26 protein-coding genes and 1 other RNA gene are annotated in these 23,899 nt (G+C 63.4%); 3 read left to right on the top strand and 24 right to left on the bottom strand.

Annotated features, from left to right (window positions below):
• Window positions 1-238 precede the first annotated feature (238 nt).
• Window positions 239-1,747 carry a 4-alpha-glucanotransferase gene (gene malQ, locus K9F62_07770; GenBank protein UJX42553.1) on the top strand — a complete coding sequence of 503 codons (1,509 nt, stop codon included), beginning with the start codon at window positions 239-241 and terminating at the stop codon, window positions 1,745-1,747.
• On the top strand, window positions 1,744-2,364 hold the full coding sequence (locus K9F62_07765; GenBank protein ID UJX42552.1) for a class I SAM-dependent methyltransferase: 621 nt from the start codon (window positions 1,744-1,746) through the stop codon (window positions 2,362-2,364). The genes malQ and K9F62_07765 overlap by 4 nt, the downstream gene beginning before the upstream one ends.
• Here the strand turns inward: K9F62_07765 and K9F62_07760 are convergent.
• A complete protein-coding gene (locus K9F62_07760) occupies window positions 2,258-3,022 on the bottom strand; it encodes a nuclear transport factor 2 family protein (protein UJX42551.1) in 765 nt (254 codons plus the stop codon). The two genes, K9F62_07765 and K9F62_07760, sit on opposite strands and share 107 nt — an antisense overlap.
• Window positions 3,007-4,200, bottom strand: a complete 1,194-nt coding sequence (locus K9F62_07755) for a geranylgeranyl reductase family protein (GenBank protein UJX42550.1) — start codon at window positions 4,198-4,200, stop codon at window positions 3,007-3,009. The genes K9F62_07760 and K9F62_07755 overlap by 16 nt, the downstream gene beginning before the upstream one ends.
• 119 nt (window positions 4,201-4,319) lie before the next feature.
• Between K9F62_07755 and K9F62_07750 the strand changes: the two genes are divergently transcribed.
• Window positions 4,320-4,985 (top strand): HAD-IA family hydrolase, encoded by a 666-nt coding sequence (locus K9F62_07750; protein ID UJX42549.1) that lies wholly within the window; start codon window positions 4,320-4,322, stop codon window positions 4,983-4,985.
• A gap of 83 nt (window positions 4,986-5,068) precedes the next feature.
• On the opposite strand, the gene K9F62_07745 is transcribed toward K9F62_07750, so the two are convergent.
• The 22 genes from K9F62_07745 to atpA form a co-directional block, all read right to left on the bottom strand.
• Window positions 5,069-5,602, bottom strand: coding sequence for a hypothetical protein (locus tag K9F62_07745; GenBank protein UJX42548.1), 534 nt, complete (start codon window positions 5,600-5,602; stop codon window positions 5,069-5,071).
• Entirely contained in the window at window positions 5,599-6,354 is a 756-nt protein-coding gene (locus K9F62_07740; GenBank protein UJX42547.1) for a hypothetical protein, read from the bottom strand. The genes K9F62_07745 and K9F62_07740 overlap by 4 nt, the downstream gene beginning before the upstream one ends.
• 319 nt (window positions 6,355-6,673) lie before the next feature.
• The gene (locus K9F62_07735) at window positions 6,674-7,243 is read right to left on the bottom strand and encodes a WbuC family cupin fold metalloprotein (GenBank protein ID UJX42546.1); all 570 of its coding nucleotides are present in this window, start codon (window positions 7,241-7,243) and stop codon (window positions 6,674-6,676) included.
• A complete protein-coding gene (locus K9F62_07730) occupies window positions 7,236-7,559 on the bottom strand; it encodes a hypothetical protein (GenBank protein ID UJX42545.1) in 324 nt (107 codons plus the stop codon). Before K9F62_07730 ends, K9F62_07735 begins: the two co-directional genes overlap by 8 nt.
• Before the next feature lie 70 nt (window positions 7,560-7,629).
• Window positions 7,630-8,748 carry a glycosyltransferase gene (locus K9F62_07725; protein ID UJX42544.1) on the bottom strand — a complete coding sequence of 373 codons (1,119 nt, stop codon included), beginning with the start codon at window positions 8,746-8,748 and terminating at the stop codon, window positions 7,630-7,632.
• A complete protein-coding gene (locus tag K9F62_07720; GenBank protein UJX42543.1) occupies window positions 8,745-10,277 on the bottom strand; it encodes an undecaprenyl/decaprenyl-phosphate alpha-N-acetylglucosaminyl 1-phosphate transferase in 1,533 nt (510 codons plus the stop codon). The genes K9F62_07725 and K9F62_07720 overlap by 4 nt, the downstream gene beginning before the upstream one ends.
• A 16-nt stretch (window positions 10,278-10,293) precedes the next feature.
• A complete protein-coding gene (locus K9F62_07715) occupies window positions 10,294-10,689 on the bottom strand; it encodes a rhodanese-like domain-containing protein (protein ID UJX42542.1) in 396 nt (131 codons plus the stop codon).
• Between the two features lie 11 nt (window positions 10,690-10,700).
• Window positions 10,701-11,549 (bottom strand): putative 4-hydroxybenzoate polyprenyltransferase, encoded by an 849-nt coding sequence (ubiA, locus tag K9F62_07710; protein UJX42541.1) that lies wholly within the window; start codon window positions 11,547-11,549, stop codon window positions 10,701-10,703.
• A gap of 414 nt (window positions 11,550-11,963) precedes the next feature.
• Window positions 11,964-13,238, bottom strand: a complete 1,275-nt coding sequence (gene tyrS, locus K9F62_07705; protein UJX42540.1) for a tyrosine--tRNA ligase — start codon at window positions 13,236-13,238, stop codon at window positions 11,964-11,966.
• A gap of 38 nt (window positions 13,239-13,276) precedes the next feature.
• Entirely contained in the window at window positions 13,277-13,636 is a 360-nt protein-coding gene (locus K9F62_07700; GenBank protein ID UJX42539.1) for an SPOR domain-containing protein, read from the bottom strand.
• An 8-nt stretch (window positions 13,637-13,644) separates the two neighbouring features.
• The gene (locus K9F62_07695) at window positions 13,645-14,124 is read right to left on the bottom strand and encodes a hypothetical protein (protein ID UJX42538.1); all 480 of its coding nucleotides are present in this window, start codon (window positions 14,122-14,124) and stop codon (window positions 13,645-13,647) included.
• A gap of 27 nt (window positions 14,125-14,151) precedes the next feature.
• On the bottom strand, window positions 14,152-14,928 hold the full coding sequence (locus tag K9F62_07690; GenBank protein ID UJX42537.1) for a TIGR00282 family metallophosphoesterase: 777 nt from the start codon (window positions 14,926-14,928) through the stop codon (window positions 14,152-14,154).
• 169 nt (window positions 14,929-15,097) lie between these two features.
• A complete protein-coding gene (rny, locus tag K9F62_07685) occupies window positions 15,098-16,657 on the bottom strand; it encodes a ribonuclease Y (GenBank protein UJX42536.1) in 1,560 nt (519 codons plus the stop codon).
• Between the two features lie 162 nt (window positions 16,658-16,819).
• Window positions 16,820-17,001, bottom strand: a non-coding RNA gene (gene ssrS / locus K9F62_07680) — 6S RNA.
• 26 nt (window positions 17,002-17,027) lie between these two features.
• The gene (locus tag K9F62_07675) at window positions 17,028-17,285 is read right to left on the bottom strand and encodes a cell division protein ZapA (protein ID UJX42535.1); all 258 of its coding nucleotides are present in this window, start codon (window positions 17,283-17,285) and stop codon (window positions 17,028-17,030) included.
• A gap of 45 nt (window positions 17,286-17,330) precedes the next feature.
• Window positions 17,331-17,510: a cell division protein ZapB gene (gene zapB / locus K9F62_07670; GenBank protein UJX42534.1), complete on the bottom strand. Its 180-nt coding sequence runs from the start codon at window positions 17,508-17,510 to the stop codon at window positions 17,331-17,333.
• 44 nt (window positions 17,511-17,554) lie between these two features.
• On the bottom strand, window positions 17,555-18,916 hold the full coding sequence (glmU, locus tag K9F62_07665) for a bifunctional UDP-N-acetylglucosamine diphosphorylase/glucosamine-1-phosphate N-acetyltransferase GlmU (protein UJX42533.1): 1,362 nt from the start codon (window positions 18,914-18,916) through the stop codon (window positions 17,555-17,557).
• 84 nt (window positions 18,917-19,000) lie between these two features.
• A complete protein-coding gene (locus tag K9F62_07660) occupies window positions 19,001-19,438 on the bottom strand; it encodes a F0F1 ATP synthase subunit epsilon (protein ID UJX42532.1) in 438 nt (145 codons plus the stop codon).
• Between the two features lie 136 nt (window positions 19,439-19,574).
• Window positions 19,575-20,000, bottom strand: a complete 426-nt coding sequence (locus K9F62_07655) for a F0F1 ATP synthase subunit epsilon (GenBank protein ID UJX42531.1) — start codon at window positions 19,998-20,000, stop codon at window positions 19,575-19,577.
• 5 nt (window positions 20,001-20,005) lie between these two features.
• Window positions 20,006-21,418, bottom strand: a complete 1,413-nt coding sequence (gene atpD, locus K9F62_07650) for a F0F1 ATP synthase subunit beta (protein ID UJX42530.1) — start codon at window positions 21,416-21,418, stop codon at window positions 20,006-20,008.
• 18 nt (window positions 21,419-21,436) lie between these two features.
• Entirely contained in the window at window positions 21,437-22,321 is an 885-nt protein-coding gene (locus K9F62_07645) for a F0F1 ATP synthase subunit gamma (protein UJX42529.1), read from the bottom strand.
• A gap of 65 nt (window positions 22,322-22,386) precedes the next feature.
• Complete coding sequence (gene atpA / locus K9F62_07640) at window positions 22,387-23,895, bottom strand: F0F1 ATP synthase subunit alpha (GenBank protein UJX42528.1); 1,509 nt, start codon at window positions 23,893-23,895, stop codon at window positions 22,387-22,389.
• Window positions 23,896-23,899 lie beyond the last annotated feature (4 nt).

Below are 23,899 nucleotides of genomic sequence, written 5' to 3'. Positions count from 1 at the left end.
ACGGCTCCCCCGGACCCCCATTATGCGGTGGGTCGCAAGCGACCCACCGAACCGAGATCTGCAGGGAAGTTGCCCCCAAAGCGCAAAACCGTCATGGTAAGCATGCAAGACCTGACGACACCCCTTGAGGAGTTTTGGGGGAGGGAGGGGGCGCGGGGGAGGGAACCCCTTTTTGCAAAAAGGGGTTCCCTCCCCCGCACTCTCCCCATCCTCTCCTCCTCCCAGCAAAGGAGTCCACATGCAGCGTAGAGCCAGTGGCGTGTTGATGCACATCACGTCGTTGCCGTCGCGGTTCGGCATTGGCGATTTCGGCCCCGGGGCGCGGCGTTTCGCCCGGTTTCTGGCCAAGGCGGCCCAGTCGTATTGGCAGATATTGCCGCTGACGCCCACGTCGACCTTTATCGGCAATTCCCCATACAGCAGCGATTCCGCCTTTGCCATGAATCCGTTGCTGATCAGTCCCGAGCAGATGGCGGCGGACGGCTGGCTGGAGACGGCCGACATCGAGGGCGGCTATGTGCAGCACAAGCCGTGCGTGGCCGATTACGAGGGCGCGGAGATCTACAAGGACGGACTGTTGCGCCGGGCCTTCGCCGGAAACCGGGAACGGTTGGCGGCGGACGCGGGCTTTGCCGTTTTCTGCCACGACGCGGCCCACTGGCTCGACGATTACGCGCTTTTCCGGGCCATCAAGCGCGAACGCGGCGGCCAGGGCTGGGCCGACTGGCCGCAGGCCCTGCGCGACCGCCGGGCCGAGGCGCTGGCGGAGGTGCGGGAGGGGCAGGCCGAGGAGATCGAGTACCTGCGTTTCGTGCAGTATCTGGCCTTTGCCCAGTGGCGGGCCTTGCGCCGGCATCTTTTGGAAAACGACATCCAGGTCATCGGCGACATGCCCATCTACGTGACCCAGGACAGCGCCGACGTCTGGGCCAATCCGGGCCTTTTCAAGCTCGGGGAGGACAAACGGCCGGTCTTCGTGGCCGGGGTGCCGCCGGATTATTTCAGCGAGACGGGCCAGCGCTGGGGCAATCCGGTCTACGACTGGCCGGCCCACGAGCGCACGGGCTTTGACTGGTGGATGCACCGCATACGCCACAATCTCGACGTCTACGACATCATCCGGCTGGACCATTTCCGGGGCTTCGAGGCCTATTGGGAGATTCCGGCCGGCGAGAAGACCGCGGTGCGCGGCACCTGGGTCAAGGCCCCGGGCATGGAGCTTTTCAAGGCCATGCTGCGCCGGTTCCCCTCGCTGCCGCTTATCGCCGAGGACCTCGGCGTCATCACGGCCGAGGTGCGCGAGCTGATGGCCGCCTTCGGCTTTCCCGGCATGAAGATCCTGCAATTCGCCTTCGGACCGGGCATTGCCGCCAACCGGGACGCGCCCCACAACTACGGGCGCAACTGCGTGGCCTACACCGGCACCCACGACAACAACACCACGCTGGGCTGGGCGCGGAGCGGCGAGGCCGGTCCCGAGGGGCTCTCCGCCCTGTACGCCTATCTTGGCCGGGAGATCGCGCCGGAACAGGCGTCCTGGGAGCTTATTCGGCTGGTCATGGGCAGCGCGGCGGCAACGGCCGTGATTCCCATGCAGGACCTGCTCAACCTCGGCGAGGGGGCGCGCATGAACATGCCGTCCGTGGCCAAGGGCAACTGGGGCTGGCGGGCGGAAGAGGACCAGTTCGAGGACGGACTCGCGGCCCGGCTCCGGGCCATGACCGAGATATTCGGCCGCAACCATTGAGCGTCGGCGATCCCTACCGCCTCATGGCCCTGGGCTACGACCCGGCCACGGCGCTTTTTCTCGATCCCATCCGCCGGCTGGTGTGCGACACGGCCACCCGTCTCGGGGCGCGCCGCGTGCTGGACGTGTGCTGCGGCACGGGCCGGCAAACGTTGGCGCTGCGCCGGGCGGGGCTGCGCGCCCTTGGCGTCGACGCCTCGCCGGCCATGCTGGCCGTGGCCCGAAAGGCGGCCGGAAATAACGCCCCGTTCGCCCGCATGGACGCCCGGCGGCTGGCCTTTGCCGACGCGACCTTCGACGCGGCCTGCATCACCCTGGCCCTGCACGAAAACGCCGAGCCCGACCGGCTGGCCATGGTCCGTGAGATGATGCGGGTGACGCGCCCGGGCGGGAGCCTGCTGTTGGTCGACTACACGGCCGCGACGACCGGCGGGATGGCGGGGTTGCTCGTGCCCCTGGCCGAAAGGCTGGCCGGAGGGGAGCATTACCGCAACTACCGGGATTTCGTGCTCAGAAAAGGGGTTGCGGGCCTTTGTCGACGTCTGGGGCTTGCGCCGGCGGAGCCTGTTGCTCCGTGTCTTCTGGGGCGGGCGGCGCTTTTGGTGGCGCAGGTTTGACCACCTTTTCCGACTCGCCCTTGATGATGAGCGGCTTGGTCCTGGGCCGGCGCAATTTGGCATCGCGTGGGGGCAGCGGTTTTTTTTGCTGCGGCAGGGCGAAGTCCTGCTTGACCGGTTCGCCGTGGGCCTCCTTGATGCGCCAGATGTAGTGCTCGTCCTGAACGAGCCCGAAAAAGCAGTTCAGCTTCGCCTTGTGTTCCTTGCCCTTGTCCTTCCAGGCCAGCGACGCCACCAGCCGCACCGACGCTCGCTCCCCCCTGACCTCGATGTGCATGGGTTCGTGGAAGACGACGCGAAGCCCCACCCGGCGCTCCTCGGCCACCACCCCGGGCAGGCGTTTTTTCATTTCCCCGGCCCGGATCGGACGGATCACCCCGCCCAAAAGCGGCACGATTTTGGCGTCTTCAGTATAAAGGCGCATCAGCGCCGGGACGTCGCCGCGCATGACGGCATTCGGATACTGCGCCACGAAGTCGTGGACGTTTTTCTCGTCGGCCGAGGAAAAGCCCGTGGGCGTGGGCCGGGGCGCGGGCCGTTTCCTGGCCGTGCCGGCGCATCCGGCCAGAACGGCAAGCGCCATAAGCGCCGCCACGAACAGCAGGCGGCACATGGCCACGATCCCGGAGCGCTTCGCGCCCGTCACCGCCCGACGCATCCGGACTCCTGCGGCCCCTTGGCCCGACGCAACAGCAAGCGATAGGAACGCACGCCGTGCACCATCTCGCCAAGCAGCCGCCCGCCGCCCCGGACAAAGCAGAAAAGCGGCAAAAATCCCCAGGACTGGCTGGCGTAGAGCACGCGGCGCAGTTTGCGCGACCAGACAAGCTCGGGCAAAATGTCGCGCCTTAGCCCCTTGCCATACGGGACAGCCGGGTCCACGCCCCGGGTCAGGGCGTCGGCCACGGCCTCGCCGGCCAGCTCGCCGCTTCGCAGCGCATAATAGATCCCTTCGCCGAAAAGCGTCTCCACCAGCCCGGCCGCGTCGCCGGCCAGAAGCACCCGGTCGTGCCAGGGCTTGGCCAGATAATTGCCGTACGGGAGCCCATGCCCCCTGGAGGCGTCGGCAAGCTCCCGGGGCAGGCCCAGGAAGTCCAGAAAGTCGCGGAACTTGCTGCGAAATTCCTTGCCATGGAGCAGGCTGTGGCCGCCGATGCCGATGGCGAGCTTTTCCTTGTGCGGAAATACCCAGCCATACCCGGCCCGCAAAAAGCCGGCATAGACCGTGGGATACGGCGCGCGCAGGTCCTCGTGGGCCGCGCCGGCCAGACGCGGGTCGTCATAAGGCAGGTAGAACTCCATGGCCCCGCCCATGCCGTGTTTCCAGGCTGCCGCGTCGAACGGACAGGCCCGGCGCGCCACGCTGGCCACGCCGTCCGCGCCGATGATATATCTGGCGCGAAACGCCTCGCCCCCGGCCAGCCGGACCACGCCCGTCGCCGGATCGACGAAGGTCACCGCCTCGCCGAGGCGCGCCTGCGCCCCCGCCCGCACGGCCCGGTCGAGCAGGTGCTTGTCGAACACCCGGCGCATGGTGAAATGAAACGGATAGAACATCTCCCCGGAAGCGATGGTGCGCTCCCGGAAACGGATGCGATAGCCGGGCGAGGCGGAATCGAACACGCCCGAGGCCAAAAGCCCCTCGGCCGTATCGCCATAGACGCGCTCCAGCACGTCCACCGCCTTCCAGGTCAAAAGCCCGGCGCACAGTTTGTCCCGGGGAAATTCCGCCTTATCCAGCAAAAGGACCGTCACGCCCTTTTGCGCCAGGACCTGGGCGGCCGTGGCTCCAGCCGGTCCAGCGCCAACAATGACGACGTCGTGGGTTACACTCATGGCAAAAAAACGGGCAAAAGGGTTTGGCGGCTTGCCAGACCGGCCCGCCGCATCTAAAAATTGCAACACCATAACCACAGCAGCCCCGCACGGCAATGCGGGGCGAGGCCCCATCCGCCATGCCCCCCAGCCAAAATACCTTTCCCGATGCCGTTATTTTCGATTTCGACGGGACCCTCGCCGAGCTGGTCCTCGACTTTGCCGCCATGAAGGCCCGCGTCGCCGACGCCGCCCGTCCCTACCTGGCCGATGTGCCGCCGCCAAACGGCCTACCCGCCCTGGAATACGCCGCCAAGCTCGCCGCGCGCATCCGCTCCGCTGGACCCGAAGCCGCCGACCATTTCCTGGCCCAGGTCGCCCAGGCCATCCGGGACCAGGAAATCGAAGCCGCCGCCCGGGCCGCCCTCTTCCCCCACACCCGGGAAGCCCTGGCCCGACTCGCCGGCAAAGGCGTCAAAATCGGCATCATCACCCGCAACTGCCGCGCCGCCGTCAGCCGCATCTTCCCCGACGCCCGGAACTTCGTCGGCGTCATCCTGGCCCGCGACGACGCCCGCCACGTCAAACCCGACCCCAGGCATCTCCTCGACGCGCTTGCCGCCCTGCATGCCGCCCCGGCCCACTCGCTCATGGTCGGCGACCACCCCATGGACCTCGATACCGGCAAGGCCGCCGGCACCCTGACAGCCGGCGTGGCCAGCGGCCGCGTGTCCCGGGCGGAACTGGCCGCGCATCAGCCGGATTATCTGGCGGACGACGTCGGGGAGTTGGTGGAGATGTTGTAAGTGGGAGTCGGGAGGAGACGAGAGCGCGGCCCCTGCGCCTCATCGCTGCAGGTGGGGGCGCGCCCTTTTGGGGAAATCAACGATCACGTAGCCTGACGAAACACACACATAAGCACTCCAGAAAGAACACCCAAAATAATGCAATTCACGAAAGCTCTCACGGATCTACCTCGATAAAGATGCGTTTTGAAATAAAAAATAATAGCGGTAGCAAGAGATGAAAAATACATCGCATACGCCCCGAACTTCCTTTCCAAGACCGGATCATGAATAAATTCATACAGAGAAATACAATAGGCTATAAAAACTACGTTGCTTACAATCATAAACAAAGCAAACAATCTCAGCCAGTTAAAAAATATTTGAGTTTTATCAGAAATTCTCACACAACAAAATATCAAAAGCAAAACAACAAGAAATATATACATAAGACATGGATTGTATTTCATAAAGAACTGTTGAAGATCCCCCCCATTTTTTACTAGATTGCTCACCAAAAATTCGTTTCCGATAAAAGCAATATAGACAATACCTAAACCAAAAAAATCATCATACACTGCGGATCGGTCTTTTGACGGCAACGCTGTTGTATCCGCAATTCCTGCAAATTCTATCATTTTTTCCCCTCTAGCGTACAGCTACCTAGTTCTTTTTTATGCTTCCTTTCACCGACCGCTTCAAAATAAAAATCAACAATACTTACAACGACTTCCATCGGAGGACACTGGTCGGCAATAATTTCAAAAGGAATCTCTGAAAATTGTCCACCAGATGATCCATAGTGAAGAAGTAACGTTGAATACCGATTTTGTGCATCATTTTCCTCAGACTTCATACCAAAATGCAGGTAATATTTGTTAATGTCTCTCAAAAAAATTTCACATTGATCGTTCGGATAGAACTGAGCGTCAAATGCTCTTGCTATTTTAGCATCGCTATCAACCCATTTATTTTGCGAAAAGAAATTGAAATACGATTCATAGTCAACAGTCAATAAACAGTCATTCGTTTTATACAAAATTCTCCCATCTGCATTAACTTTAACATTATCTCTATTTCCTTTATTGCACGCACACCTTCTTGATCTTTTATCTGAATAAAAACCTTCACTTTGAAATATATTGACTTCATTACTGCTGCAATTCCTATACTTTCTTTCAATCTTAACAGCAAGGAATCCTTCTACATCTTTTTCATGAGAAATAATCATTTTCGCGTTAATTGTTTTTGTAAAATCAATTTTCTCTAATTTAGGACACTCAACAAACTTATTTTTACCTATTGACAATAACAGTTGCGAACATATTTCCTGACAACAACAATTTCCGCACGGCAACAATAAGAACAACAATGCGAAAAAAATTCTCATCCGATACTCCGGGTATTTCCCATAATATCATGAGCTAAAGTTGCCCTAAACATTAACCCATTATTTATAGTAAAATAATATTAGACGCCAACTATTTTCACTTTATAAATATTTTAATTACTAATTTCTATAAAATTAGATGAAATATAATTTTTTATATACATACAGCCAAGCACAAAGGCAACTGAAAAAAGATGGGGCCGGAATTTCCATGGAAATTCCGGCCCCATCCTCAACCAGCCAGCTGCCCCCCCGCCCAGCCAAAGCACACCGGATGGGGGGTCCGGGGCAGAGCCCCGCCCGCTCCTCCCTCCCCTGCCTACCACCCTCGGGGCGGCAGGCCCATCAACAACCGAAAGCGGTCTTCGGTGGCCTGGAAATACGCCAGGGCGTCGGGATCGGTGTCGGCAGGCGCGAAGGGGGCGAAGTCCTTGTCCGAGACGGGACTGTAGGGGCCGGGTTTGACTTCGAAGAGGGTGGTGTCCGGAACGAGGGCCAGGATGGCGTGCCAGCCGCCGGCGGGCGCGTCCAGGGCGTAGGTTCCCTGGTCGCGGTCGAGAATGGCGCAGTCCTCGCGGTCGAAGCTGCCGTCGTCCTTGAAACAGATGAAGCCCATCTTGCCGGTGAGCAGCACGAAGGCCTCGTCCTTTGGCGGATCGAGGTGCCGGTGCGGCCGCACGTAGGTGCCGGGCTGGAGAGCGTTTATCATGCGGTGCAGGTTGGCCGCATTATTGGCGTGAAAACAGTGAATCTCGCGTTTGCGGGGATTGGCGGCGGCGTCGCGGGCTTTTTGGGCCAGAAGCGCCGCATCCGCCACGAGGAACCGATCGTGTTCGGACTGGGTGGCCAGGGGCGAGATGCGGCGCAAGGTCATGCCGGACTTAGCCATGCAGCGGAATGCCGGCGGCGGTCAGGCGCTGGTAGGCGGCCACGAGCTGGCCGGAGAGGCACATGTCGTGGATGATAAAGGCAATAAGGACGATCCAATAGCCCCAGGCGCACAGGGTTTTCTCCGCGCCCGAGGTCTGGCCGCGTTGGATGTTGAAGAGAATGAAGCTGATAAGGGCCAGCGGCAGCATGATCCACCAGCGGATGGTGGTGCCCTCGAAGAACATGAAGATGACGTAGAGCAACCCGAGAGCCGAGGCGGCCCAGGTCATGGAGGAAAACGCGCTGCACGGGCAGCCGCACTTCTGATCGGACATGGCGCACTCCTTTACGGTTTTCCCGGGTATAGCCGGGCTGAAGGCCGCCTGTAAAGGAAGACCAGCATTTCTATAGCCGGGCGTAGGCCTCGGCCAGGGCGCGGCGCACGGCCTTGGGCGAGAACCGACCGGCCACGGCGTCGCGTCCGCCCTGCCCCAGGCGCTCGGCCAGGGCGGCATCGGCGAGGACTGCGGACAGGGCTTCGGCCAGCTTGCCGGCGTCGCCCGGCGGCACGACAAGGCCGGTTTCGCCGTGACAGTTGACCCAGGGCACGCCGGAACCGGGGATGTCCGTGGAAACGACCGGCTTGCCGAAAGCCATGGCCTCCAGCTGGACGATACCGAACATTTCGGCCCGGGTCACGGACGGCAGGCAGAAGACGTCGCAGGCGGCCAGCCAGTCGGGCATGGCGGCGTCGGGGATGCGGCCGGCCAGAAAGACCTTGGCGCCGAGATTTTCCCGCTCGATCCGCGCGGCCAGGCTTTCGGCCTGGGGCCCGCCGCCGCCGATGACGACCCGGACGTCGCCGGGGAGCGCCTTGGCCGCCTCGATGAGGACGTCGAAGCCCTTGTAGGGCACGAGCCGGCCCAGGGAAAAAACGATCCCGCGCCCGCCGAAGCGTTGCCGCAAGGCAGCGACCCGGCCGGCATCGGCGGCAGCGGGCGACGGCATGGACGGGTCCACGCAAAAAGGCACCACCGCGCCCTTGGGGGCGATGACCGCCGCCCGGTTGGAGGCGGCGAGGTGCACCGGGGTCGGGCCGATGACCAGATCGGCCCGGTGGCACAACCAGCCTTCGAGGGGCGCAACCAGCCGGGCGAGGGTTCCCTTGCCGATGACGTCGCTGTGCCAGTGCAGCACGACCTTGGCTTTGGGCCGGGCCAGAAAGACGGCCAGGGCGGCCAGGGGATTGGGCAGGTGGACCTGGAGCGCGTCGAAATGCGGGGCCAGGGCGGCAAGCCGGCGCACGTAGGCGACGGACAGGGGCTGGCTGGCGACGGCGGTGAAGGCCGGGGCGCGCCAGACCGGCCAGGGCAGCCCGAGATCGTCGTAGGGGCCTTCGCCGGCGAAACACAGCACACCCGGTTCCATGCCCAGGGCGGCGAGCTGTTCCACGACCTGCCGCGTGGCCGTTTCCACGCCACCTGGGTCGGGCGGGTAGAACTTCCCGACCTGCAGCACCCTCATGACGCGGCCAGCGTTTCCAGGGTGGCGGTCACCGTGCGGCGCAGGTTCTCCACCCGCCGCAGCGTGAATTCGTTTATCGGGTCCTGGCCCAGGTCCTTGACCAGCCACAAGGCCCCGAGGGTGTGCCCGTCCTTGCCCAGAAGCGGCAGTTCGAGCTTCATGACCGCCGGCGAACAGAGCAGCTCCCGGTCCGACTTTTCGCTCCCCTCGCGACGCCAGCGAAAGGCCGCATCCGGGGCGGCATCAGCGGCGGGGGAACTCCCCGGCGGCGTGGGCAGCAGACGGCAGGTCCCGGTCCCGTGCTCGGAGAGGACCATCTCGGCCATGTCGAAGCGCAAGAGTTCCAGGGCGGCGGTGATGCGCGCCCAAAGGGACGGGATGTCGGGGGCCTGGGAAATTTCGATCTGGTGGTTGAGAAACGTGCGCCGTTCCCGGGCGATGCCCGTGTCGTCGGACACGTCACGCAGCCAGCCGAGAATCTTGTCCACGGCAAAATAGCTGAAAAACCCGGCCTTGCGCACCAGAAGCACCAGCGCCGCGCCGACGACCAGCAGGAAAAGCCCGGCCGGGGCGTTGCGCAAATTGACCAGCACCAGGGCCGTCAGGGCCAGAAAGATGGTGATGGCATAGATGAAAAGCACCACCTTCCGCTGGGACCAGCCGCGGCTTAAAAGCTTGTGGTGCACATGGCGCTTGTCCGGCTCGAACATGTCGCGGCCACGCAAAAACCGCCGCAACGGCGCGGTGATGGTGTCGAGCAGCGGCACGCCGAGGGCGATAAGCGGCATGAGCAGCGTCGCGCCGACCTGGCTCTTGACCGAGCCCGAAACCGAAAGCGCGGCCAGCATGTAGCCCAGGAAATAGCTGCCGCCGTCGCCGAGAAAAAGGCTCGCCGGATTGAAGTTGTAGCGCAGAAACCCGAGCGTCGCCCCGGCCATGACCGCGAACATCGCGGCCGTGTGCGCCTCGCCCCGCATGATCGCCAGCACCGCCTGCACGCCGCTGGCGAAAAAAACCACCCCGGCCGCCAGTCCGTCCAATCCGTCAATGAGATTGATGGCGTTTATGAGCAGCACGAACCAGAACACCGTGACGGCATAGGAGAGCAGCTCGAAATGGATGGTGAAATGCCCGGGGATGGCGAAGCTGGCGATGCGCGCCCCGCCGAAGCAGGCCACGCAGGCGGCCACGATCTGGGCCACCAGCTTGAGCTTGGACGGCAGTGTCCACTTGTCGTCGGCGAACCCCACCGCGAAAATCAACACCGCCCCGGCATAGACGAAGAGCATGGGACGATCGAACAGGATGTCGGTCACGGACGGCGGCAGCAGCGTCCCGGCCAGGGCCAGACAGCCGAAAAAAGTGAGGAACAGGGCCAGCCCGCCGCTTCGGGGCATGGGCGTGGTGTGCACGGTGCGGGCCTGGGGCATGGCCAGGATGCGAAAGCGCCGCCCCAGCCACCGGGCCAGGGGCGTCAGCGCCAGCGAAAGGCCAAGCGCGGCCAGAAAAAGAGAGAGGATGGGGGCCATTGGTGTTGTGAGGGTCCTACCGCGTGCCGCCGGAAACGGATTTGCCGCCGGCGAGTTTCCAACCGAGCATGCCCCAGGTAAGGTTGGTGGCGTCATAGCCCCGGGCGGCCAGCTTCTTTGCCACAAAGGGCGAACGATGGCCGGTCATGCAGGCGACCACCACCGGGCGTTTCGGGTCGAGGCCGAGCGCGGCCGGATCGGCGAGAAGGGCATCGGGCCTGTTTACCGCGCCGGGGATATGAAAAAGCGCGAACTCGGCCGGGGTGCGCACGTCGAGCACCTGCGGCCCGGGCGGGGCTTCGTCGCGCAGCCGGCGCAACCGCCATGGCAACATCTGATGCACGCCCGCCGCCATCCAGCCCAGATCCCAGAGCAGGAAAAAAATGACCAGGAACAGCACCAGCGCTTTCATGGATACCCCCGCTAGCGGGCCAGAAACACCGCCAACAGCGTCCCTACTCCGAGCAGTACGGCGATAATGCCGTTGAGCGTGAAAAAGGCCACGTTGATCCGCGACAGGTCGTTCTCGGACAATAGCCGATGCTCGATCAAAAGCACCAGCGAACACACGGCCCAGGACGCATAATAAATCCAGGACAGCCCGGCCGCATACCCGGCCAGGAGAAAGAAAAGCGCCGCGTCGACATGGGAAAAGGCCGCGAGCCTAAGCGACGTGCCCACGCCGAATTTGGCCGGCATGGCCCACAAGCCCTGCTCCCGGTCGAAATCCACGTCCTGGCAGGCGTACAGCACGTCGAATCCGGCCGTCCAGCAGGTCACGCCCAGGCCGAAAAGAATCGGCGCCAGGGAAAATTCCGGTTTCACCGCCAGCCACCCGGCCACCGGGGCCAGCCCCAGCACCGAGCCCAACACGAAATGACACAGCCAGGTGAACCGCTTGGTCACACTGTAAAACGCGCCCCAGACCAGCGCCACCGGCGCCAGCGCCAGACACAACGCATTGAGCCCCGCACAAGCCCCGACAAACACGACCGCGCAACCGGCCGTGAAAATCCAGGCCTGCCGCAACGTCACCTCGCCCGTCACCAGCTCCCGGCGATTCGTGCGCGGATTGACCCGGTCATAACGCACGTCGGCCAGCCGGTTCACCGCCATGGCAAAAGACCGCATCGCCACCATGGCCAGCGTCAACAGCACGAACGCCCGCCAGCCCGGCCAGCCGCCCGCCGCCACGAAAAGCCCGATATACGCAAACGGCAGAGCGAATACCGAATGCTCCACCTTCACCAACCGCGCCAGCGCGCTCAGCATAGAGCCTCCAAGGGAGGGGAAGAGCGGGAGGATGAACCGGGGGAGAGGGAACCCCTTTTTGAAAAAAGGGGTTCCCTCTCCCCCGGACCCCCTCTCCCTCCCCAAAAACTTTTAAAGGGGCAATATCAATACAAGCCTCTCAGAAGGCTTCCACAGTAAAAATTCGAGACCTTGTCGCCCCGTAGGGGCGACGGCGTGGTGGAGGCGGAATTTGTCCGGGACGAGCTTGTCGCGAAGCGACATGCACCGTCCCGGCAAATTCCGCCTCCATCTTCACACTCCGGCCTCGCGCCAGCCAACCCCGCCCCCGCCCGGCCAAAGCGCACCGGATGGGGGGTCCGGGGGGCCCGTGGCCTCCCGGCGGGGTCTGGGGCAGCGCCCCAGCCGGCTTCGCTCGCCCCCAGCCTCCGCAGCCTAGCCCAACGTCACGACGCCGTAGTTCTTCTTGCCCTTGCGCAGGATGAGCAGGTCGCCGCCGAGAAAGTCTTCGGCAACGAGGGCCCGGTCCTCGGAGGGGACGCGTTCGTTGTTGAGGTAGATGCCGCCGGCCTTGATATCCTTGCGCGCCTGGGAATTGGACGGACACAGGCCAATGTCGGCCAGGAGCTTGGGCAGCGGCGGCACGTCGGGGAGCGCCTCGAAATTGAGTCCCGGCGCGGCTTCCAGGGCGGCCTTGAGGGTCTTCGGGTCCACGGCGTGCAGATCGCCGCCGCCGAAGAGCGCCTCGGTGACGGCCTCGACCTTGGCCAGTTCCTCCTCGCCATGGATCATGGCGGTGGTTTCGCGGGCCAGACGCTTCTGGGCGGCGCGCAGATGCGGCCGTTCGGCGGTCTCCACGGCCAGGGCGTCGATCTCTTCCTTGGGCAGAAAGGTGAAATAACGCAGGAAATTGCACACGTCGCGATCGTCGGCGTTGATCCAGTACTGGTAGAAAGCGTAGGGCGAGGTCAGCTCGGGATTGAGGAAGATCGCGCCTTTTTCGCTCTTGCCGAATTTCGCGCCCGAGGCGGTGGTAATCAGCGGAAAGGTCAGGCCATAGACGGTGTTGCCGGTCTTGCGACGGATGAGTTCCAGGCCGGCGGTGATGTTGCCGAACTGGTCGCCGCCGCCGATCTGGAGCGTGCAGCCCAGCGTGCGGCTTAAGTGCTCGAAGTCCATGGACTGGAGGATCATGTAGCTGAATTCGGTGTAGGAGATGCCGGTCTCCTCGCGGCCGATGCGCGATTTCACCGAATCCTTGGCCATCATGTAATTGATGGTGAAATGCTTGCCGATATCGCGCAGGAACTCGATAACGGACATGGGCCGGGTCCAGTCGAGGTTATTGACCGGGGTGACCTCGCCTTCGACGCCCACGCGGGCGAAAAAGGCCATGGCCTGGGCTTTGATCTTCGCGGCCGAGGCGGCAATGGTTTCGGCGGTCTTGAGCTGGCGTTCCTTGTCCTTGCCGCTGGGGTCGCCGATGAGCCCGGTCGCGCCGCCGAGCACGAAGAGGGGCTTGTGTCCGGCCTTGGCGAAGCGGGCCAGGGCCAGAAGCGGCACGAGGTTGCCGATGTGCAGGCTGTCGGCCGTGGGATCGAAGCCGCAGTAGAGCACGCGGCCCGGGGTGTCGAGGTGTTCGCGCAGTCCGGCGTCGTCGGAAGTCTGGTGGACGAGGCCACGCCAGGAGAGTTCGTCGAAGATGTTCAAGGCAGGTCCTTTTGGGTTGTCGGGAATCTCGCGGAAAATCAGATGTCCTTGCCGGGGATCGGGGCGACCGGCTTGGCCGCTTCGCCGGTCTTGGGACCGCGCAGGTACGGCTTGACGCCGCTGATGCGCTCGAGCTGCGTCAACGTGTCCGGGGTCTTGTTGTAGACGTCGACAAGCACGTTGAGAAAAAACTGCCCGTTCTTGATGTCGGTTTCGATGCGACAGTCGAAGCCGTTTTTCTGCAGCTTGTTTTTGAGCGCCTCGGCGTTCTGGTATTTGCTGAACGAGCCGACCTGATAGGTATCGTGGGGACGTTGCCAGTCGTAGACCGTTTCATCGCCGCAGCCGGCGAGGGTCGAGGCAAGAATGAGGGCCGTCAGCACGAGGATGCGCAGCATGGGTATCCTTATGGTTTTTTGCCGCCGCCGCGACGTTTGGCGTCGTTGTATTCGATGACCTCGGTGCGGCCGTTCTGCTTTTCCGTAACCAGCATGAGTTTGTCGCCGTCGACATTGATGCTCACCAGACGCGAACATTTATTGATGTTCGGGGTGACGAGGGAGGCTTTGTCGGCTCCCACGGTCACCAGGTCGAAGGTGATGGGGCACTCGGCGTTGCCGACGCCGTGGCGCAAGAGGAGCGCGTCGTAGCCGTCGGCCGGATCGCCCACGCTCATGTAGGACTGGGCGGTCAGGGACGCGTCCTGGGCCTGATGGATGACCTTGCCGCCAAGCAGGATGGAGGAGGACGCGCCGTCGCGCACCACTTCCAGCGGCCCGGCGACGGTCATGTAGATGGCCATGCGCTCGGGAGCGGCCAGAGCCGCGCCGGCGGCGAGGACGACGAACGCGACGGCCAGGGCCAGGGCATGAAGGCGTCGGATCATGGCAGGTTCCTCCGGTTGCGGCGGCGCTTATGCAAGCCGCCAGGCAGCGATAGTTACGACCTTGCCCGTGGCCGCGTCAACATCCAGCAGCGCGCCTTGCATTTCCGGCGGCGTGCGGGCCACGGCAAAGCGGGTGGGCAGCCCGGTCAGGTAACGGGCGATGACTTCCTCGGGGTCCATGCCGATGGCCGAGGCGGCCGGCCCGGTCATGCCGCAGTCGGTGAGCAGGGCCGTTCCCCGGGGCAGCAGCTGGGCGTCGTTGGTCTGGACGTGGGTGTGGGTGCCGAGCACGGCGCTGACCCGGCCATCCAGGTAGTAGGCCAGGGCCTTTTTTTCCGAGGTGGCTTCGGCGTGAAAATCGACGAGCCGTAGCGGCACGTCCGCGGGCAATTCGGCCAGGATGGCGTCGGCGGCGCGAAAGGGGCAGTCCATGGCGGGCATGAACACGCGCCCGAGGAGATTGATGACGGCGAAGGCCGGGCGGTCGAGCGGCCGATACACCCGCCAGCCGCAGCCCGGCGCGCCGGGCGGATAGTTGGCCGGGCGCAGCAGGCGGTCCTCGGTCGCGAACACCGGCACGAGGTCCTTGTGGCGAAAGATGTGGTTGCCGCCGGTCAGGACGTCGATGCCGGCCTCGAGCAGCTGCCGGGCCGCCTTGGCGGTCAGCCCGAGGCCGCCCGAGGCGTTCTCGCCGTTGGCGATGACCAGATCGAGGGACAGATCGCGCCGGATCTGGCGCAAGCGCTCGAAGACGATGCCCCTGCCCGGCCGGCCGACGATATCGCCCAGAAAAAGAATGCGCATGGGGCGGGCCGCTCCCTTCGGCCAAGGGTCAGAGCATTGCGTCCGCGTCGGCGGCCGCGCCCGGCAGGGCGCAGGGAACGGGCGTGTCCATGGGCGGCGGCGGGCCGCCGCATTGGCGACACCGCAAAACAAAGGGGGCGCGGATGCGCCCCCGACACAAAAAAACCGCCTATTTGGCGAAGCCCACCGCCCGCTTCTCGCGGATGACCGTGACCCGGATCTGGCCGGGATAGGTCAGGTTGTCCTCGATGCGCTTGGCGATGTCCTTGCAGAGGAGAAACGTCTTGTCGTCGTCCACGTTCTCGGAATCGACCATGACCCGGATCTCGCGGCCGGCCTGGATGGCGTAGGCCTTGGACACGCCGTCGAAATCGGTGGCCAGGTTCTCGAGTTCCTCCAGGCGCTTGACGTAGCTTTCCAGCAGCTCCTTGCGGGCCCCGGGGCGCGCGCCGGAGAGGCTGTCCGCGGCCTGGACCAGGGTGGCCAGCACGGATTTGGGCGGCACGTCCTCGTGGTGGGCCTGGATGGCGTGGAGGATGTCGGCCGGTTCCCCGTACTTCTTGGCCAGGTCCGCGCCGATGAGCGCATGGGGGCCTTCGATCTCGTGGTCCACGGCCTTGCCGATATCGTGGAGCAGCCCGGCCCGCTTGGCCCGCTTGACGTCGAGGCCGAGTTCCGCGGCCATGATGCCGGCCAGGGAAGCCACTTCCAGGGAGTGCTGGAGCACGTTCTGGGAGTAGCTGGTGCGGTACTGGAGCTGGCCCAGCAGGCGCACGAGCTCGGGATTGATGCCGTGGACGCCGGTGTCGAAGGTGGCCTGCTCGCCGATCTCGCGGACCTTCACGTCGAGCTCCTGCTCGCACTTGCGGACAATGTCCTCGATGCGGGCCGGGTGGATGCGGCCGTCGGTGATGAGCCGCTCCAGGGCCATCTTGGCGATCTGGCGCTTGAGCGGCGAGAAGGCGGACAGGATGACGGTCTCGGGCGTGTCGTCGATGATGAGGTCCACGCCGGTGGCGGCTTCCAGGGCGCGGATGTTGCGGCCCTCGCGGCCGATGATGCGGCCCTTCATCTCCTCGGACGGCAGGCTCACGGCGGTGACGGTCTGCTCGGCCACGAAGTCGCCGGCATAGCGCTGAATGGCCAGCGCCAGAATCTTCTTGCCGCTTTTGTCCGCCGTTTCCTTGGCCTCGGTCTCGATCTGGCGGATCATGCGGGCGGCCTCGTGGCGGGTCTTGGACTCGATTTCGTCCATCAGCCGCTTTTTGGCCTCTTCCATGGTCAGCCCCGAAATCTCCTGCAGCCGCTTGTCGTGCTCGGCGGCCAGCCGGGAAAGCTCCTCGCCCTTCTCGTCGAGCTCACGCTCCTTGGCGGTCAGGCGCTTTTCCGTGGCCAGCATTTCGGATTCCTTCTGGACGATCAGCTCCTGCTTTTCCTCCAGGCGCTCACGACGCCGCAGCACCTGGTCCTCCTTGTCCTCCACGGAAGCGATCTTGTCGCGGAAGTCCTTTTCCAGTTCCTGCTTTTGGCGGAACAGTTCGTCCTGGGCGGCCAGCACGACTTCCTTCTTATGGGCGGAGGCTTCCTTGCGGGCTTCGTCCAGGATGCGGTCGGACAGGCTTTTGGCCTCGTTGAGGGTTTTTTGGGAAATCCATTTGTCGAGGTAGTAACCGGCCGGCAGACCGAGTCCCACGCCCACAATCCCCATGAATATGGTCGAGAATTCCATAGGTTCTCCCGAAGCGGGGAGAGGAAGGGACTCGAATAGCAAGGGAGCGGATTTTTTCAAATCCGTGAGACGGCCTGCAGCATGCCGCAAAGGGTATGGCGCGATTCCAGGAGGCTTGCGAGCGGAATTTTGCCCCGCCGGCACACTTTGCCTGGTTTATGTAAAAGCCCCGGAGCGCCGTGTCGTCAATTCTTTTGAACCTTGGCAACCAAGGCGGACGCCCCTGTTTGACCTTCAGGCCACCCGGTCGCAGCCGGGCACGCACACCAGCCACACGTCGCGGCATCCTATTTTTGAGTATCGGCTCAAAAATAAACTAACAATCACGCACACTCCAGGGAACTTTCCAAAAGCCGCCCCGTGGCGGCAATCAATCTATCTTTGTCAGCAGCGCTCCGACCCGGGTTTCGAGGTCGTCAAGCCGCTGGTTCGAGATGAGCACATCGTCGGCCAGACCCAAGGCGACATAGGCCAGCAATTTCTCCTTACCGAGAGTTTTCCCGCCCGCCTTCAACATGTTGTTGCAGCGTTGCTCCACCAGTTCCCTGGCGGACTCGACGCGCTGTGCTTGCGCGTCTGTCTTGAAAGACAGCTCAAAGCCCAAAATGGACACATTATAACTGGGCATCGACACCCCGCAGCCGTCCCGGCGGATATGACGTCGATCGGGAGGTTACGGCTCCAGTTCTACCTGAAGCTTGGCCAGGAGTCCGTCGATCCTTTCGGCCACCGCCTTCTTTTCATTGGAAAGTGTGGCTATCTCGGCCCGAAGCGCCGCGTTTTCCTCTTCCAAGGCCTTTTTAAGGGCCACAAGCTCTTCCACGCGTTGCTCAAGCGTATCGAAAATGTCCATGGCTTTTTCCTACGCCCGAATAGTCCCGAAATCAAGCCGCCATCCTACTTGCGCTGTTTTGTCACCTGTCTGCCGCGTCCCAGGGCCAACGCCCCGTCCGGCACATCGGAAGTAATCACGGAACCGGCCCCGACAAGGGCCCCGTCGCCAATCGTCACGGGCGCGACCAGGGCGCTGTTGGAGCCGATGAAGGCATGGGCGCCGATGACGGTCTTGTGCTTGTGCACACCGTCGTAATTGCAGGTGATGGTGCCGGCCCCGATATTCGCCTCGGCCCCGACGGTGGCGTCGCCGAGATAGGTCAGATGGCTGGCCTTGGCTCCCGGGCCCAGAGTCGATTTCTTCATCTCCACGAAATTGCCGATCTTGGCCCCTTCGAGCAACTCCGCGCCGGGACGCAGCCGGGCATAGGGGCCGACCTGGCAACCGGCCGCCACACGCGCGTCCTGCAGGTGACAAAAGGAATGCACGGTGACGTTTGCACCGATTGCGACATTGGCGAGGACGCTGTGTGAAAAGACCGTGGCCCCGGCCGCGATATGCGTGTCGCCGTACAGCTCCAGCGGGCCGCACAGCTCCACGCCCGGCGCGACGGTCACGCGCGGGCCGATGCGCACAGCCCCGCCCGTCCGGATGACCACGCCGGCGTCCAGGTGGGCGTCGACGATGCGGCGACGCAGCGCTTCCTCGGCCGCGACCAGCTCGCGCGGACTGTTGATGCCGAGATAGGCCGGGTCGTCGCCCCGGTTGACGGCCATGACGCGCAGTCCCGCCGCCGCGCCAAGGGCCACCAGGTCGGTGATGTAATATTCGCCGCTCTTGTTGTCGTTGCGCAGTTTCGCCAGCAGCGGCGCGACCGCGTCCAGGCGCAGCAGGTACACGCCGGCGTTGATTTCGCCCGTGGCCGGGCCGTCGCGCGACACGTCGTAATCCTTGGCCTCGACGATGCGCACGGCCCCGCCCTGGCGCACCACCCGGCCGTAGGCGCCGGGCTCGGGCAGTTCGATGGACACGAAAGCGACATCCGCCGCCGCGCCAAGGGCTCCCTCCGCGAACGCGCCAAGGCTCTCGGCCGTGACCAGCGGCGCGTCGCCGTTGGCCACCAGCACATGGCTGTAGCCGGCATCCAACAGGTGCGGCATGGCCACGGACAGCGCATGGCCGGTGCCGAGCTGCTCGGCCTGGAGCACGAAGCGGCCGGCAAGCTCCGGAAAGGCGGCTTCGACCGCCTCGGCGCGGTGTCCGATCACCGTCAGCACGCGATCGCCCAGAAGCGCGGCCAGGGCCTGTTCGCCGTACCACAGCATGGGCTCGCCAAGCAGAGTCTTGAGCACCTTCGGGGCATCGCTTTTCATGCGCGTGCCCTTCCCCGCCGCCAGAATCAACGCGCCAATGCGCTTGTCCATGAAAATCTCCAAAACATCGTCAGGATATATGCATAGGCCCCGCGCCATCCGGCGCGGACGAAAACACAAGCCCGGCAACCGGCCCTACGCGCCGGAGTGGAGCCCCAGACCGCTTTTTCCGAGCTCATGCAGCCTGATGCGCATGACCGCCCGCTCCAGCGCCGACCGGGCCCGGACGTAATCGATATGTTCCCGGCGCTCGAGAGCCAGCCGGGCCTCCGCCCTTTCCCGGGCCCGCTTGGCCCGGTCCACGTCGATTTCATCGGGCAGCTCGGCTGCTTCGGCCAAAATGAGGACCTTGTCAAAGGCCACATCGGCAAAACCGCCGGAGACGAACACCGTATGCACCATCCCGTCAACGCGAAACGAAAGGTAGCCCACCGCAAGCGACGTGAGAAACGGGATATGCAGGGGCAACACGGTAAACGCGCCCGCCGTGCCGGTTGCGGTAACGGATGCGACATCCTGTCCGAGCACCAGCCTGTCCGGCGTCACGACTTCAAGCAGGAGTGATTTCGCCATGTCTTCCCCTTTGCTTAAGGCCAACTGCCCTCAATCTACCAGGAAAACGACGCGGACAAAAGGAGCGGACAGGCAACAAAAAAACGGGCGCGGCCTTTCGGTCGCGCCCGTGTTGCATTTCGTATCCCGCCTGCGGCTAGTGGGCCGTGGACGGCGACGTGCCGGCGACTTCCCGAACCTTCATGCGATAGAAGGCCCGCTGCATGGAAGCCTGCGCCCTGGCGAAGTCGACTTTTTCGCGTTCGCGTTCCAGGCGCTGCTTGGCCCGTTCCTGGGCCTTGCGCGCGCGTTCCACATCGATGTCCTCGGGGCGCTCGGCCACCTCGGCAAGGACAGTCACCTTGTTCCCCGAAACCTCGGCAAAGCCGCCGGAAACGAAGACATAGTGCGCCTTTCCGCCGGCCTTGTACATCAGGCTACCGATGCCGAGGGCGGACAGAAACGGGATGTGGTTGGCCATAACGCCGAATTCGCCAAGCAGACCCGGCGCGCCCACATACTCCACGTCCTGGGACAAGACGAGCTTGTCCGGAGTGACGATTTCAAGGAGGAGTTGGGCCATGGCGGTTAACCCTTCGCAGCCTTTTCAACGGCCTCGTTGATGTCACCGACCATGTAGAAGGCGCCCTCGGGAATCTCGTCGTGCTTGCCTTCGATGATTTCCTTGAAGCCCTTGATGGTGTCCTCGAGCTTCACGTAGCGGCCGTCCTTGCCGGTGAACTGCGCGGCAACGAAGAACGGCTGCGACAGGAAACGCTGGATTTTACGCGCCCGGGACACGGTGAGCTTGTCCTCGTCGGAGAGCTCGTCCATACCCAGAATGGCGATGATGTCCTGAAGGTCCTTGTACTTCTGCAGGATCTGCTGGACTTCGCGGGCCGTGGCGTAGTGGTCGGCGCCAAGGACCTGCGGGTCCAGGATGCGCGACGTGGAGTCGAGCGGGTCCACCGCGGGGTAGATGCCGAGCTCGGCGATCTGGCGCGAAAGGACCAGCGTACCGTCAAGGTGCGAGAACGTCGTGGCCGGCGCGGGGTCGGTCAAGTCGTCAGCGGGCACGTAGACGGCCTGCACCGAGGTGATGGAACCCTTCTTGGTGGAGGTGATGCGTTCCTGCAGGGCGCCGAGGTCGGTACCCAGGGTCGGCTGGTAGCCGACCGCGGAAGGCATACGGCCAAGAAGAGCCGACACTTCGGAACCGGCCTGGGTGAACCGGAAGATGTTATCGATGAACAGCAGCACGTCCTGGCCTTCCTCGTCACGGAAGTACTCGGCGCAGGTCAGGCCGGTCAGGGCGACGCGCGAACGGGCTCCGGGAGGCTCGTTCATCTGGCCGTAAACAAGGCAGGCTTTGCCCAGGATGTCGGCTTCCTTGAACTCGTTGTAGAGGTCGTTGCCCTCACGGGTGCGCTCGCCGACGCCCGCGAAGACCGAGAGGCCGCCGTGGTGTTTGGCGATGTTGTTGATCAGCTCCATGAGAATAACGGTCTTGCCGACGCCGGCGCCGCCAAACAGGCCCATCTTGCCGCCCTTGGGGAAGGGAATCAGCAGATCGACGACCTTGATGCCGGTTTCGAGCAGCTCGATGCTCGTGGACTGGTCCACGAAGGACGGCGCCTGACGGTGAATGGGCATGGTGGTGGTCGCATCGACCGGGCCCATTTCGTCCACCGGACGGCCGACGACGTTCAGGATGCGGCCCAAGGTGCCTTTACCGACCGGGACGCTGATGGGCGCGCCGGTGTCCTTGGCTTCCATGCCGCGCACCAGACCGTCGGTGGAGTCCATGGCGATGCAGCGCACGACGTTGTCGCCGAGGTGCTGGGCCACTTCGACCACGAGGTCTTCGGCGTAGGGGTTGTTAGGGTTTTTGATTTCAAGAGCATTCAAAATGCTCGGCAGCTTGCCATCAGGAAATTCGACGTCGAGAACGGCGCCGATAACCTGAACGATTTTTCCGACATTTCCGCTTGTCGCGCTCATATTGTGGTGCCCCCTTGGTTATCCCTTGAGTGCTTCGGAACCGCCGACGATGTCCATCAGTTCCGTGGTGATGGCCGCCTGCCGAGCCTTGTTGTAGACCAGGGTCAGCGAGCTGACGAGGTCGTCGCAGTTCCTGGTGGCATTGTCCATGGACCGCATGCGGGCGGCGTGCTCGCTGGCGGAAGTATCGAGCAGGCCGCGGTAGATCTGGACATTGATGAACCGGGGCAGGAGTTCGGCAAGCAGGCCCTCCACCGACGGCTCGTAGATGTATTCCGCCTTGGGCCCGACCGGCTCCGCCGCTTCCCCGGCGGCCTCGGCCGGGGACAAGGGCAAAACCGGCAGCAGGGTGGCTTCCTGCCGGGCCAGGCTTACGAACTTGCCGAAGGCCATGGTCACTTCATCGTAAGTCCCGCCGACGTACCCGCCGATGACCTCGGCGCCGATGCGCGAGGCCAGGGTGAAGTCGAAGGAATTCATCTCGTTGACATAGGCGGCGACGATCTCGAACTCCGTGTGCCGGAAGGAGTCGCGGCCCTTACGGCCGACGCACAGGATCTTGACCGTCTTGCCTTCGGCCGCCTTGGCCCTGGCGACCTTGAGAGCCGCCGAGACGATGCTGTGGTTGAAGGCGCCGCAAAGGCCACGGTCCGAGGTGATGACGACCAAAAGGACGTTCTTCACTTCCTCCCGGGCCTCGAGCAGCGGATGCACCGAAGGATCGGCCCCCTTGGCCAGTTCGCCGAGCATCTCGTAGAACTTGTCGGCATAGGGGCGAAACCGCTCGATGCGCGCCTGGGCATTGCGCAACTTCGCCGAGGCCACCATGTTCATGGCCTTGGTGATCTGCTTGGTCTTTTTGACCGCAGTTATCTTAACCTTGACGTCTTTGAGCGCAGGCATGGCTCCCCCTTTAGGCCTGTCGTGACGTTGGCAAAAACATTTTGTTGTTTTCGATCAACGCGCGGCTAGGCCTTGAAGCCCTTCTTGAACTCTTCGATAGCCGCGCCAAGCTTGGCGATAAGGCCGTCGTCGAGTTTCGCCTTTTCCCGGATCTCGGCCAGGATGTCGCTCTTGGCGTTGTGGAAGAACTCCTGCATGGCGACCTCGAACTGGCCCACGCTCTCGACCGGCACGTCGTCCATGAAGCCGCGGGTGCCGGCGAACAGGGAAATGACCTGCTCTTCAACGGCCAGCGGCTTGTACTGGGGCTGCTTGAGGAGCTCGACCATGCGCACGCCGCGGTTGAGCTTGAGCTGGGTGGCCTTGTCCAGGTCGGAACCGAACTGGGCGAAGGCGGCCAGTTCGCGGTACTGGGCGAGGTCGAGGCGCAGCGTGCCGGCGACCTGCTTCATGGCCTTGACCTGGGCGGCGCCGCCGACGCGGGAGACCGACAGACCGACGTTGATGGCCGGACGGACACCGGCGTTGAACAGGTTCGGCTCGAGGTAGACCTGTCCGTCGGTGATGGAGATGACGTTGGTCGGAATGTAGGCCGAAACGTCGCCCGCCTGGGTTTCGATGATGGGCAGGGCGGTCAGCGACCCGGCGCCGAGCTTGTCGGACAGCTTGGCGGCGCGCTCCAGCAGACGGGAGTGCAGGTAGAAGACGTCGCCCGGATAGGCCTCACGTCCGGGAGGACGACGCAGCAGCAGGGACATCTGGCGATAAGCCACGGCCTGCTTGGAAAGGTCGTCGTAGATGATCAGGGCATGGCGGCCGTTGTCGCGGTGATACTCAGCCATGGTGCAGCCGGAGTAGGCGCTGATGAACTGCAGCGAGGCCGGCTCGGAAGCGGTGGCCGAAATGATGGTGGTGTATTCCATGGCCCCGTAGCGACGCAGGGTCTCGGCGACCAGGGCGACGGTGGACTTCTTCTGGCCGATGGCCACGTAGAAGCAATGCACGTCCTGTCCCTTCTGGGCCAGGATGGCGTCGAGGCAGACGGCGGTCTTGCCGGTCTGACGGTCGCCGATGATCAGCTCGCGCTGCCCGCGGCCGATGGGCGTCATGGCGTCGATGGCCTTGAGGCCCGTATACATGGGCTGGTGGACCGACTTCCGGGCGATGATGCCGGGAGCCTTGATTTCGACCTCGCGGGATTCCTTGGCATCGATGGGTCCGAGACCGTCGATGGGGTTGCCCAGGGGGTCGATGACGCGGCCGGTGACGGCCTCGCCGACGGGCACCGAGAAGATCTTGCCCGTGCGCTTGACCGGGTCGCCTTCCTTGATGTGGGTGTCCTCACCGAGAAGGGCCACACCGACGTTGTCCTCTTCCAGGTTGAGCACCAGACCCATGACGCCGCCCGGGAACTCCAGGAGCTCCATGGCCATGGCGTTTTGCACGCCATAGACGCGGGCGATCTGGTCGCCGACGGACAGCACCGTGCCGGTCTCGCTCATTTCCACGCGAGACTCGTAGTTTTGGATCTGCTGTTCGATGATCTGGCTGATCTCTTCCGCTTTAATTTGCATGGCC

Origin of the sequence: Desulfovibrio sp. JY, from assembly GCA_021730285.1 — a bacterium.
Classification (GTDB): Bacteria; Desulfobacterota; Desulfovibrionia; order Desulfovibrionales; family Desulfovibrionaceae; genus Solidesulfovibrio.
The sequence above is the reverse complement of the archived record's forward strand: the minus strand, read 5'-3'. Positions and strand labels throughout refer to the sequence as shown.

What these genes read in the sequence shown, in the direction of transcription:
- K9F62_07760 (UJX42551.1), bottom strand. Translation starts at nt 3,022, where the DNA reads ATGCGTCGGGCGGTGACGGGCGCGAAGCGCTCCGGGATCGTGGCCATG.
- K9F62_07655 (UJX42531.1), bottom strand. Translation starts at nt 20,000, where the DNA reads ATGGCCCAACTCCTCCTTGAAATCGTCACTCCGGACAAGCTCGTCTTG.
- K9F62_07745 (UJX42548.1), bottom strand. Translation starts at nt 5,602, where the DNA reads ATGATAGAATTTGCAGGAATTGCGGATACAACAGCGTTGCCGTCAAAA.
- K9F62_07645 (UJX42529.1), bottom strand. Translation starts at nt 22,321, where the DNA reads ATGCCTGCGCTCAAAGACGTCAAGGTTAAGATAACTGCGGTCAAAAAG.
- K9F62_07740 (UJX42547.1), bottom strand. Translation starts at nt 6,354, where the DNA reads ATGAGAATTTTTTTCGCATTGTTGTTCTTATTGTTGCCGTGCGGAAAT.
- K9F62_07755 (UJX42550.1), bottom strand. Translation starts at nt 4,200, where the DNA reads ATGAGTGTAACCCACGACGTCGTCATTGTTGGCGCTGGACCGGCTGGA.
- K9F62_07660 (UJX42532.1), bottom strand. Translation starts at nt 19,438, where the DNA reads ATGGCGAAATCACTCCTGCTTGAAGTCGTGACGCCGGACAGGCTGGTG.
- malQ (UJX42553.1), top strand. Translation starts at nt 239, where the DNA reads ATGCAGCGTAGAGCCAGTGGCGTGTTGATGCACATCACGTCGTTGCCG.
- K9F62_07730 (UJX42545.1), bottom strand. Translation starts at nt 7,559, where the DNA reads ATGTCCGATCAGAAGTGCGGCTGCCCGTGCAGCGCGTTTTCCTCCATG.
- K9F62_07725 (UJX42544.1), bottom strand. Translation starts at nt 8,748, where the DNA reads ATGAGGGTGCTGCAGGTCGGGAAGTTCTACCCGCCCGACCCAGGTGGC.
- zapB (UJX42534.1), bottom strand. Translation starts at nt 17,510, where the DNA reads ATGGACATTTTCGATACGCTTGAGCAACGCGTGGAAGAGCTTGTGGCC.
- atpA (UJX42528.1), bottom strand. Translation starts at nt 23,895, where the DNA reads ATGCAAATTAAAGCGGAAGAGATCAGCCAGATCATCGAACAGCAGATC.
- K9F62_07690 (UJX42537.1), bottom strand. Translation starts at nt 14,928, where the DNA reads ATGCGCATTCTTTTTCTGGGCGATATCGTCGGCCGGCCGGGCAGGGGC.
- K9F62_07715 (UJX42542.1), bottom strand. Translation starts at nt 10,689, where the DNA reads ATGAAAGCGCTGGTGCTGTTCCTGGTCATTTTTTTCCTGCTCTGGGAT.
- K9F62_07720 (UJX42543.1), bottom strand. Translation starts at nt 10,277, where the DNA reads ATGGCCCCCATCCTCTCTCTTTTTCTGGCCGCGCTTGGCCTTTCGCTG.
- K9F62_07675 (UJX42535.1), bottom strand. Translation starts at nt 17,285, where the DNA reads ATGCCCAGTTATAATGTGTCCATTTTGGGCTTTGAGCTGTCTTTCAAG.
- K9F62_07695 (UJX42538.1), bottom strand. Translation starts at nt 14,124, where the DNA reads ATGATCCGACGCCTTCATGCCCTGGCCCTGGCCGTCGCGTTCGTCGTC.
- rny (UJX42536.1), bottom strand. Translation starts at nt 16,657, where the DNA reads ATGGAATTCTCGACCATATTCATGGGGATTGTGGGCGTGGGACTCGGT.
- glmU (UJX42533.1), bottom strand. Translation starts at nt 18,916, where the DNA reads ATGGACAAGCGCATTGGCGCGTTGATTCTGGCGGCGGGGAAGGGCACG.
- K9F62_07750 (UJX42549.1), top strand. Translation starts at nt 4,320, where the DNA reads ATGCCCCCCAGCCAAAATACCTTTCCCGATGCCGTTATTTTCGATTTC.
- ubiA (UJX42541.1), bottom strand. Translation starts at nt 11,549, where the DNA reads ATGCTGAGCGCGCTGGCGCGGTTGGTGAAGGTGGAGCATTCGGTATTC.
- K9F62_07735 (UJX42546.1), bottom strand. Translation starts at nt 7,243, where the DNA reads ATGGCTAAGTCCGGCATGACCTTGCGCCGCATCTCGCCCCTGGCCACC.
- K9F62_07700 (UJX42539.1), bottom strand. Translation starts at nt 13,636, where the DNA reads ATGCTGCGCATCCTCGTGCTGACGGCCCTCATTCTTGCCTCGACCCTC.
- atpD (UJX42530.1), bottom strand. Translation starts at nt 21,418, where the DNA reads ATGAGCGCGACAAGCGGAAATGTCGGAAAAATCGTTCAGGTTATCGGC.